Origin of the sequence: Protofrankia sp. Cas3, from assembly GCF_963555955.1 — a bacterium.
Lineage (GTDB): Bacteria > Actinomycetota > Actinomycetes > Frankiales > Frankiaceae > Protofrankia.
In genome coordinates this window covers 1-10,506 of record NZ_CAUVXP010000181.1, presented here as the reverse complement: position 1 = coordinate 10,506, position 10,506 = coordinate 1, and the positions used below count along the sequence as shown (strand labels likewise).

Below are 10,506 nucleotides of genomic sequence, written 5' to 3'. Positions count from 1 at the left end.
GAGGTGGAGGAAGCCTGGGGCGCGGCCGTGCCGGTGCGGCCCGGCCGCGACACCGCGGCCATCCTCGCCGCGGCGGCTGCCGGCGAGCTCGACGGGCTTGTCGTGGCCGGGCTGGACGTCGAGGACCTGCCCAACCCGGCCGCCGCGTTCACCGCGATCGCGGGCGTGCCGTTCTGCGTCTCGCTGGAAGTTCGCCGGTCCGCGGTGGCCGAGGTCGCCGATGTCGTTCTGCCGGTCGCACCGGTGGCGGAGAAGGCGGGCTCGTTCGTCAACTGGGAGGGACGCCTGCGCGCGTTCCAACAGGTCCTGGAGACTCCAGCCCTGGCCGACGTGCGGGTGCTGCACATGCTCGCCGCCCAACTCGGGGTGGCGCTCGGTGTCGCGGACCCCGGCTCGGCCGCCCGTGAGCTCGGCATGCTCGGCCGTGCCGGTGACGCGGTTCGGCGGGCACCGGCGCCGTCGGTGGCACCGCCGGTGCCACCTGACCCGCCCGTCGGTCACGCCGTGCTGGCGAGCTGGCACCAGCTGATCGACGACGGTCGGATGCAGGACGGCGAGCCCTATCTCGCCGGGACGGCCCGACCGCCGAAGGTCAGGCTGTCCGCGGCGAGCGCCGGCGAGATCGGCGTGGTCGACGGTGACCTGGTCTCGGTCACCAGCGACCGTGGGACGATCACTCTGCCCCTGGAGATCACGTCCATGCCTGACCGGGTGGTGTGGGTCCCGACCTTCTCGCCCGGTTCACACCTGCGCCGCTCACTCGCGTCCCGCACCGGCGAGCTGGTACGGGTCGGCGCGAGCGGGCGGACTTCGAAGGGCCGGTCATGAGCTATTCATCCTCGCTCGGGGCCCCCGTGGGGCAGCCGCTGGCCGCCGCCGCCGGAGATCCGGACCTGTCGGCCTTCGGCAGCGACCCGTTCTGGCTGATCCTCCTCAAGGCCGTTGCCGTGTTCGCGTTCCTGCTGCTGACAACGCTTTTCGCCATCGTGTTCGAGCGTAAGGTGGTCGCTCGGATGCAGCAGCGGGTCGGCCCGAACCGGCACGGCCCCAAGGGCTGGCTGCAGAGCCTGGCCGACGGCGTGAAGCTGATGCTCAAAGAGGACATCATCCCGGTTCTCGCGGACCGGCCGGTCTTCATCCTCGCGCCCATCGTTTCGGCTATCCCGGCCTTCCTCGCGTTTTCGGTTATCCCGTTCGGTCCCGACGTGTCGATTTTCGGCCATCACACCGCACTGCAGCTCGCGGACCTACCGGTCGCGGTTCTGTTCGTGCTCTCGGCGTCATCGCTGGGCGTGTACGGGCTCATTCTCTCCGGCTGGGCGAGCGGATCGACCTACCCGTTGCTGGGCTCCCTGCGTTCGGCGGCCCAGATCATTTCCTACGAGGTCGCGATGGGGTTGTCCTTTGTCGCGGTCTTCCTCAACTCGGGGACGCTGTCGACGTCGGGCATCGTCGCGGGCCAGCGCCACTGGTGGAACGTGTGGCTGGTGCCGTCCTTCATCATCTACTGCATCGCGATGGTCGGAGAGACCAACCGGACGCCGTTCGACCTACCCGAAGCCGAAGGAGAGCTGGTCGGCGGTTTCCACACCGAGTACAGTTCGATCAAGTTCGCGTTCTTCTTCCTCGCCGAGTACATCAACACGGTCACCGTGTCCGCGGTGGCGACGACACTGTTCCTCGGCGGATGGCAGCCGCCGCCGATTCCGTACCTCTCGCACTTCGACACCGGTTGGTTTCCGGTGATCTGGTTCGTGCTGAAGCTGCTGGCATTCCTGTTCGTCTTCATCTGGCTGCGCGGCACGCTGCCCCGGCTTCGCTACGACCAGTTCATGGCGTTCGGCTGGAAGGTCCTGATCCCGGTCGGGCTCGTATGGCTGCTCGCCGTGGCGACCTTCAAGGTGTACCGGGAGAACGTCACCGACCGGACACCGTGGCTGATCGGTTTCGGGATCGCGGTGGGAATCCTGCTCATCATCACCCTGCTCGATCCCGGCGCTCGAAAGCACGCCGAACGTCTTGAGGCCGCCGAACAGGAGCGCACGCGCAACGCACCCAGCCTGGAGCGGATTCCGTGGCCGCCGCACCAGCCGTCATCGCAGTCATCATCGAAGTCGCCGTCGCCGCCGTACACCCCCGGCCCGCATCGACCGTCTTCCGTCATCGCCGCGGGTGGACCGCGTCAGGAGAGCTGAGCCATGGGGATCTTGGACCCCTACAAGGGTTTCGGCGTCACCTTCTCGACCATGTTCAAGAAGCCGACGACCGAGCAGTATCCGGAGGAGAAGAAGGCGACCGCGCCCCGCTTCCACGGCCGGCACCAACTCAACCGTCATCCGGACGGACTGGAGAAGTGCGTCGGGTGTGAGCTGTGCGCCTGGGCGTGCCCAGCGGACGCGATCTACGTCGAAGGCGCCGACAACACCGAGGAGGAGCGGTACTCCCCGGGAGAACGGTACGGGCGCGTCTACCAGATCAACTATCTGCGCTGCATCCTGTGCGGCCTGTGCATAGAGGCATGCCCGACCAGGGCACTGACCATGACCAACGACTACGAGCTCGCCGACGACAGCCGCTCGGATCTCATCTTCACCAAGGAACAGCTGCTCGCTCCGCTGCGGGACGGGATGACGGCGCCGCCGCATCCCATGTTCCTCGGCGACAGCGAAACGGACTATTACCGGTTCGACCCGAACCGCTCGGGTCCGTTCGACGCCTCGGGCTCTGCCGGTTCCGGGTCACCTGACCCGGAACCGGTGCGTGGCGGGGATTCGGAGCTGGTCCGATGAGTGCGGAAATCATGGTTCAGGCGGCGGGTGAGTTCACCCGGACATCCACCGGTGAGGCCACGACCTTCTGGATACTCGCGCCGGTGGCCGTTCTCGCCGCACTGGCCATGGTGCTCGCCCGCAGCGCCGTGCACGGGGCACTGCTGCTGGTCGTGAACCTGTTCTGTCTGGCCGTCTTCTACATGGTGCAGGATGCGCCGTTCCTCGGTTTCGTACAGATTATCGTGTACACCGGGGCAATCATGGTGTTGTTCCTGTTCGTGCTCATGCTGGTCGGGGTGGACTCCTCGGACTCCCTCGTGGAGACCCTGCGAGGCCAGCGGGTGGCGGCGATTGTCCTCGGGGTCGGGTTCGCCGGGCTGATGGTGTTTCCGATCGGCGGTGTGATCAGTGGGACCAAGGCCGCCGGGCTCGATGCGGCCAACAACGGCGGCAACATCCAGGCGATCGCCCGTCTGCTGTTCACCGACTACGTGTTCGTGTTCGAGATCGTGTCCGCATTGCTGATCATTGCTGCGGTCGGTGCCATGGTGCTCGGCCATCGCGAACGCGTCGGTGGCAAACCCACGCAGAAGGACATGCTGCGGCGGCGGTTCGCCGCCGGTGGCCCGGTCACCCCGACACCGGGACCGGGCGTGTACGCGACACCCGAGGCGGCCAGCGCGCCGTCGGTACTTCCGGCCGGTTCCAGCACGAGTTCTGGCAGCGGTTTCGGTGGTGGTTCCGGTGGTGGTTCCGCCAGTGGTTCCGGCCGTGGGGATGCGGGCAGCCCGCACCCGGTCGGGGCCGGAAAGGGCACGGTCCGGTGAACCCCGCGAACTATCTGATCCTGTCCGCTCTCCTGTTCACGATCGGGGCGGTGGGCGTCCTGCTGCGCCGTAACGCCATTGTCGTGTTCATGTGCGTCGAGCTGATGCTCAACGCGGCGAACCTGACTCTGGTCACCTTCTCCAGGATCAACGGAACGCTGGACGGCCAGATCATCGCCTTCTTCGTGATGGTCGTCGCTGCCGCGGAGGTGGTCATCGGCCTGGCCATCATTCTCACGATCTTCCGAACCCGCCGCTCCGCCTCGGTGGACGACGTGAATCTCCTGAAGTACTAGGGCCTGTCCGGTGGATGTCGGTCGATGTGGGCGATGATCCAGAAGGTCTTCAGCCGGCCAGTCGACGGCGCTGGCGCCAGGTGCAGTGACGAAGTGGTGGCCGGAATTCCGGTTACGGCAGAACGGACGATGAGTGCAGTGACGCATATACATCTTGGCCATGCATTCGGTGGCCGTGCCGGCGGTAACGAGGTACGCCATGCCGCATGAGCTGCAGTACGCCCCCGCCGTCGGCTCGTTCTCGGTGATGTGGCTGTTGTTGGTGCTGCCGCTGGCGGGGGCGGCGATCCTGTTGCTGGGTGGGCACCGGACCGACCGCTGGGGACACCTGCTGGGTACCGCGACCGCCGCCACGAGCTTTGTCGTGGCTCTGGTGCTGTTCTTCGCGCTGCTGGGGCGCGGGGGCGACGATCGGGCGGTCTCGCAACACCTGTTCTCCTGGATTCCGGTCAACAGTTTCCAGGTGGATGCCGGACTGCTGTTCGATCAGTTGTCCGCGCTCTTCGTCCTGCTGATCACCGGGGTGGGGACGCTCATCCACGTCTATTCGATCGGCTACATGGCGCACGATCCGGCGCGGCGAAAGTTCTTCGCCTACATGAACCTGTTCCTGGCATCCATGTTGCTGCTCGTGCTCGGTGACAACTTCCTGGTCCTCTACGCCGGGTGGGAGCTGGTTGGTCTCTCGTCCTACCTGCTCATCAAGTTCTGGGAGTACAAACCGGCCGCGGCGACCGCCGCGAACAAGGCCTTCTACATGAACCGGGTCGGCGACGTCGGGCTGGCCCTGGCTGTCATGTTCATGTTCGCGACGGTCGGCAGCACGAACTTCGGCACGGTGTTCGGCGCGGCCGCCGCGGGTGTCATCGGTTATGGGACGCTGACGGCGATCGCACTGTTGCTCCTGCTGGGCGCCTGCGGGAAGTCCGGCCAGTTCCCGTTGCAGGCGTGGTTGCCCGATGCGATGGAGGGTCCGACCCCGATCTCCGCGCTCATCCACGCGGCCACGATGGTGACGGCCGGGGTGTATCTCATCGCCCGGGCCAACCCGATTTTCACCGAAACCCAGGCGGCCCGGACCGTTGTTGTGATCATCGGCGCCGGCACCATCCTGATCGGCTGTGTCATCGGTTGTGCCTACGACGACATCAAGAAGGTGCTCGCCTATTCGACGGTGAGCCAGATCGGTTACATGTTTCTGGCCGTCGGTCTCGGTCCGGCGGGTTACGCACTCGGGATCATGCATCTGCTCGCGCACGGCTTCTTCAAGGCGGGGCTGTTCCTCGGCTCGGGTTCGGTGATCCACGCCATGGACGGCGAGCAGGACATGCGAAAATACGGTGCCCTCTGGCGGCTGATGCCGATCACCTGGGCTACCTTCGGTATCTGCTATCTTGCAATCATCGGAGTTCCCCCGCTGTCCGGGTTCTTCACCAAGGACAAAATCATTGAAGCGGCCTTCGACAAGGGCGGAACCAGCGGGTATCTGCTGGGCTCGGCTGCGTTGCTCGGCGCAGGGATCACCGCCTTCTACATGACGCGGCTGTTCCTCATGACCTTCCACGGCGAGCGCCGCTGGTCGCAGACGGGGCCGGAGGCCAGGCACCCACACGAGTCCCCGACCGTGATGACCGGCCCGATGGTCCCGTTGGCGATCGGGGCGGCGGTTGCCGGTGGCCTGTTCGTCCTCGGTGGTTCCATCCAGAACTGGCTGGCGCCGGTGGTCGGCGAGAGCGCCGAGGTGGGCGTGCACACCATGTCCCCGGCGGTTCTCACCGCACTCACCCTGCTCGTCGCCGCTGGCGGGTTCGCCGGGGCCTACCTTCGTTACCAGCTCCGCCCGGTCGAGGCCGTGGCCCGGCCCGACGCCGAGGTCGGCCTGGTGACCGTTGCCGCGCGACACGATCTCTACGCCAACACGTTCAACGAGACCGTGTTCATGCGCCCGGGCCAGTACGCCACCCGGTTCCTGGTCTGGCTGGACACCGTTGGAGTCGATGGTGTGGTCCGCGGCACCGCCGCGGCGGTCGGCGGCCTGTCCGGCCGGTTGCGCCGGACCCAGACCGGATTCGTCCGCTCCTATGCGCTGTCGATGTTGGGAGGTGCCGTCCTCGTGGTCGGCGCGCTCTACCTGGTAAAGGCCGGATGACGTGAACAGTTTCCCCTGGTTGACGGTCCTGCTGATCGTCCCGGCCGCGGCCGCGGTGGTCGTGCTGGCCGTTCCACGGCGGTTCGCCACCGTGGCCAAGCAGATCACACTTGCGGTCACGCTCGTGGAGTTCGGGCTGGCGCTGCTGGCTACCATCGCGTACGAGCCGTCGCGTGCCGGTTTCCAGTTCGCCCAGAAGTACTCCTGGATCAGGCAGTTCGGGGTCTCCTACTCGGTGGGCGCTGACGGCATCTCGCTGGTCCTTATCCTGCTCGCGACGCTGCTGGTGCCGGTCGTCGTCCTGGCTTCCTGGGACGAGGTTGCGGGCCCTGCACAGGCCGGTTCCGCCGGTGCCGGTGTCGGTGTCGGTGCTGATGCCGGTGGTGCCGGTGTGGTGAGCAGACGCAGCGTTTCCGGGTTCTTCGCCCTCCTGCTCGCCCTCGAAGCGGGGATGATCGGTGTGTTCGCGGCGACCGACGTGTTCCTGTTCTACGTGTTCTTCGAGGCGATGCTGATCCCGATGTACTTCCTGATCGGGAGCTACGGAGCGGTCAAGGAGCAGGCGCAGCGGTCCTACGCCGCGGTGAAGTTCCTGCTCTACAGCCTGTTCGGCGGCCTGTTGATGCTCGCCGCCGTGATCGGCCTGTATGTGGTCTCAGCCGACCAGCTGGGTACCGGCACCTTTGACTTCGCGACACTGCGCCAGCTCGACATCACTCCGGGCGTCCAGAAACTGCTGTTTCTCGGCTTCTTCATCGCGTTCGCCATCAAGGCGCCGCTGTTCCCCTTCCACACCTGGCTGCCCGACGCCGGCGCGCAGTCGCCGACCGGCGGCGCGATCCTGCTGGTTGGGGTCCTGGACAAGGTTGGAACCTTCGGGCTGATCCGATACTGCATCCCGCTGTTTCCGGCTGCCTCGTCCTACTTCGCGCCCATGGTGCTCGCCCTCGCGGTGATCGGAATCTTCTACGGCGCGCTGCTGGCGATCGGCCAGCGGGACATGAAACGTCTGGTTGCGTACACGTCGCTGGCGCACTTCGGCTTCATCGCCATGGGAACCTTCGCGTTGACGTCCCAGGGCGGGACGGGCGCGGTGCTCTACATGGTCAACCACGGTCTGTCCACGGGGCTGCTGTTCCTCGTGGTCGGGTTCCTGGTGGCCCGGCGCGGCAGCCGGGACGTCAGCGCCTACGGCGGAATGGCGAAGGTCACCCCGGTACTGGCCGGGGTCTTCCTGATCGCGGGTCTGTCATCGCTTGCGCTGCCAGGCCTGAACAGCTTCGTCAGTGAGTTCCTGGTGCTGGTCGGAACGTTCACCCGGTATCGGGCGCTGGCGATCGTGGCCACCGGTGGAATCGTGTTGGCCGCGATCTACATCCTGTATCTCTATCAGCGGACCATGACCGGCCCGCTGGTCCATGAGCAGGCCAAGGGTGTTCTCGATCTCAGTGTTCGAGAGAAGATCGTCGTTGCCCCGGTGGTCGCGCTGATCATTGCGCTCGGCGTTTACCCGAAGCCACTCATCGACATCATCCGTCCGACCGTCACGGCCACGTTCGAAGACGCCGGGCACACCGATCCGGGGTCTACCGTCCCAGTGAACGCCGCGCCCGTGAACGCAAGCCAGGCCGGAGGCCACTCGTGAGCGCCGCACCAACCGCCGTCCTGGGCCAGCAGCTCCTGGCTCAGGACGGCCTGGCCCAGAGCACCCGGGCGACGATCGACGTCCCGTCGATCCAGTACGTGGCACTGAGCCCGATCATCATCGTGTTCGGGGTGGCGCTGGCGGCTGTCCTCATCGACGCCTTCGCGCCGGCGAAGGCACGCCGGACGCTCCAGCCGCTGCTGGCGGCCAGCGGGTTCGCGGCCGCATTTGTCGCGGTCGTGTTGTTGCGCGGCCGCCGGCAGATCCTGGCCGCCGGTGCGGTGGCCATCGACAGCCCCACGTTGTTCATGGAAGGCGCCATCCTGCTGTTCGCCTTCCTGGCGGTGTTGCTCGTTGCAGAACGGCGGTTGGACTCCTCCGGCGGCGCGATCGTGGCCTCCGCGGCGCTCACCCCGGGTTCACCGGGGGCGACCGCCGCGCGGACCTCCGCCGGTGTGCAGACCGAGGTATACGCGTTGATGGCCTTCTCGGTGGCCGGGATGTTGTTGTTCGTCTCCGCCAACACACTTCTGACCATGTTTGTGGCGCTGGAGATTCTGTCCCTGCCGCTCTACCTGCTCGCCGGCCTCGCCCGCCGCCGCCGGCTGCTGTCGCAGGAAGCCGCGATGAAGTACTTTCTGCTCGGGGCGTTCTCCTCGGCTTTTTTCATCTACGGTCTGGCCTTCCTCTACGGCTATGCCGGCAGCGTCGACCTCGGCCGGATCGCCGATGCCGCGGGTACGGTCGGCGCGAACGACACCTACCTGTACCTGGGCATGGCCCTTCTCGGGATCGGGCTCTTTTTCAAGATCGGTGCGGCGCCGTTCCACTCGTGGACTCCGGACGTCTATCAGGGATCACCGACACCGATCACCGCGTTCATGGCCGCGGGTACGAAGGTGGCGGCCTTCGGGGCACTGCTTCGGGTCTTCTACGTGGCCTTCGGCGGCCTGCGCTGGGACTGGCGGCCGATGGTCTGGACGATCGCCATTCTGACCATGGTTGTCGGCGCGGTGCTGGCGCTGACCCAGCGCGACATCAAGCGGATGCTCGCCTACTCGGCGATCGCCCACGCCGGCTTCCTGCTCACCGGTCTCGCCGCGGCGAACAGCGACGGGCTGCGCGGCACTCTGTTCTATCTGGTCGCCTACGGTTTCACCACGATTGCCGCATTCGGTCTCGTTACCATGGTCAGGAACTCCGACGGCGAGGCGAGCGACCTGTCCCAGTGGCAGGGGCTGGGGCGGCGGTCGCCGGTTCTCGCGGGCATCTTCGCCTTCCTTCTGCTCGCTCTTGCCGGTATCCCGCTGACCAGCGGGTTCACCGGGAAGTTCGCGGTCTTCCAGGCGGCCGTCGCCGGACACGCAACGCCACTGGTGATTGTGGCACTCGTCACGAGCGCGATCGCCGCCTTCTTCTACGTCCGGGTGATCGTATTGATGTTCTTCCAGGAACCGGCGACGGAGGGTCCGATAGTAGTCACTCGTCCGACACTCACCTATGCCGCAGTCGGCGTCGGGGCGATCGTGACGCTGCTGCTGGGAGTTGCTCCACAGCCGCTGCTCGACCTTGCCGGCACCGCTGCCGCCTCCGGCTTCGTACGCTGACGAACATATGAGCGCAACCGGGCTGGATCTCGCGGGGATCAGGACAGACCCTGATCTTGAATATGCTGTTCGCCTTGGGCTTGACAAAGTCGAACGGATGCTGCGGGATGCCGTCCGCAGCGACGTACCCTTTGTCACCGAGACGTCGCGGCACCTGGTGGACGCCGGCGGCAAGCGGTTCCGACCGATGGTCGTGCTGCTCGCCGCCCAGTTTGCCGACCCCGACGCCGAAGGTGTCGTTCCGGCCGCGGTGGCGATCGAGCTCACCCACCTGTCGACCCTCTACCACGATGACGTCATGGACGAAGCGCCGTTGCGACGGGGAGCGGCGTCGGCGAACGTCCGATGGACCAATACGATCGCTATCCTGACCGGTGACTTCCTGTTCGCCCGGGCGTCGGACATCACTGCTGATCTGGGTCCGGCGGCCACCCGTATCCTGGCGCGTACGATTGCGACGCTGTGCGAGGGGCAGATCCGGGAAACCGTCGGACCGGTTGCGGGACAGGATCCTGTTGAGCACTATCTCCGTGTGATCACAGAGAAGACCGCGTCGCTGATCGCCGCGTCCGGTCGGCTCGGCGCGATGCTCGCCGGTTCTGATCCCTACACCGCGGACACCCTCGCGGCGTTCGGGGAACGGTTCGGCGTCGCCTTCCAGCTTTCCGATGACCTGATTGACGTGGCCTCGGACGAGGCGGCCTCGGGCAAGACGCCCGGCACCGACCTGCGTGAGGGGATCCCCACGCTACCGGTGCTGTATGCGCTGCAGGAGGACGATGCCGCAGCGGAGCGGCTGCGCAGCCTGATGGCGGACGGGTTCGCCGCGGAGGGGGCCCTCGCAGAGGCGCTGGATCTGCTGCGTGGCCATCGGGCCATGCGGCGGGCTCGTGCCGAGGTGGTGCGTTGGGCGAGCGATGCGCGTGACTGTCTGGCCTCTTTGGAGAACGGACCGGCCAGGGGCGCCCTGGAGGCACTTGCCGACTTTGTTGTGGACCGTACCGGGTGATGCGGACGGACCGGGTGGTCCCGGCGCTCGCTCTTACAACAGGTTTTCCGAGCGAGCGCCCACTCGGGGATGTAGCGAGGTCCGAGTGGGCGGCCCGCGGTACGAATCGCTATCGGCTGTGCGGCCAGACCGGCGCGATATCGCGGAGTTCCACCACGCTGTTGACAAGATCTCCGAGTGGAATGCTGGAAGGCGTCGGAAC

At 66.4% G+C, this 10,506-nt stretch carries 9 protein-coding genes; all 9 read left to right on the top strand.

Annotated elements, in window-relative coordinates:
* Nucleotides 1-828: molybdopterin dinucleotide binding domain-containing protein (locus U9983_RS23790; RefSeq protein ID WP_322756149.1), on the top strand; the 828-nt coding region annotated here is incomplete at its 5' end.
* Complete coding sequence (gene nuoH, locus U9983_RS23785; RefSeq protein WP_322756148.1) at nt 825-2,195, top strand: NADH-quinone oxidoreductase subunit NuoH; 1,371 nt, start codon at nt 825-827, stop codon at nt 2,193-2,195. The genes U9983_RS23790 and nuoH, both read left to right, overlap by 4 nt.
* A gap of 3 nt (nt 2,196-2,198) precedes the next feature.
* Nucleotides 2,199-2,789, top strand: a complete 591-nt coding sequence (gene nuoI, locus U9983_RS23780) for an NADH-quinone oxidoreductase subunit NuoI (RefSeq protein ID WP_322756147.1) — start codon at nt 2,199-2,201, stop codon at nt 2,787-2,789.
* On the top strand, nt 2,786-3,598 hold the full coding sequence (locus tag U9983_RS23775) for an NADH-quinone oxidoreductase subunit J (RefSeq protein WP_322756146.1): 813 nt from the start codon (nt 2,786-2,788) through the stop codon (nt 3,596-3,598). The genes nuoI and U9983_RS23775 overlap by 4 nt, the downstream gene beginning before the upstream one ends.
* Nucleotides 3,595-3,894 (top strand): NADH-quinone oxidoreductase subunit NuoK, encoded by a 300-nt coding sequence (gene nuoK / locus U9983_RS23770; RefSeq protein WP_322747891.1) that lies wholly within the window; start codon nt 3,595-3,597, stop codon nt 3,892-3,894. The genes U9983_RS23775 and nuoK overlap by 4 nt, the downstream gene beginning before the upstream one ends.
* Nucleotides 3,895-4,093: 199 nt before the next feature.
* The gene (nuoL, locus tag U9983_RS23765) at nt 4,094-6,043 is read left to right on the top strand and encodes an NADH-quinone oxidoreductase subunit L (protein WP_322756145.1); all 1,950 of its coding nucleotides are present in this window, start codon (nt 4,094-4,096) and stop codon (nt 6,041-6,043) included.
* A gap of 1 nt (nt 6,044) precedes the next feature.
* A complete protein-coding gene (locus tag U9983_RS23760) occupies nt 6,045-7,688 on the top strand; it encodes an NADH-quinone oxidoreductase subunit M (protein WP_322756144.1) in 1,644 nt (547 codons plus the stop codon).
* Nucleotides 7,689-7,723: 35 nt separating this feature from the next.
* Nucleotides 7,724-9,295, top strand: coding sequence for an NADH-quinone oxidoreductase subunit NuoN (gene nuoN, locus U9983_RS23755; protein WP_322756150.1), 1,572 nt, complete (start codon nt 7,724-7,726; stop codon nt 9,293-9,295).
* 7 nt (nt 9,296-9,302) lie between these two features.
* Nucleotides 9,303-10,304 carry a polyprenyl synthetase family protein gene (locus tag U9983_RS23750; RefSeq protein WP_322756143.1) on the top strand — a complete coding sequence of 334 codons (1,002 nt, stop codon included), beginning with the start codon at nt 9,303-9,305 and terminating at the stop codon, nt 10,302-10,304.
* Nucleotides 10,305-10,506 lie beyond the last annotated feature (202 nt).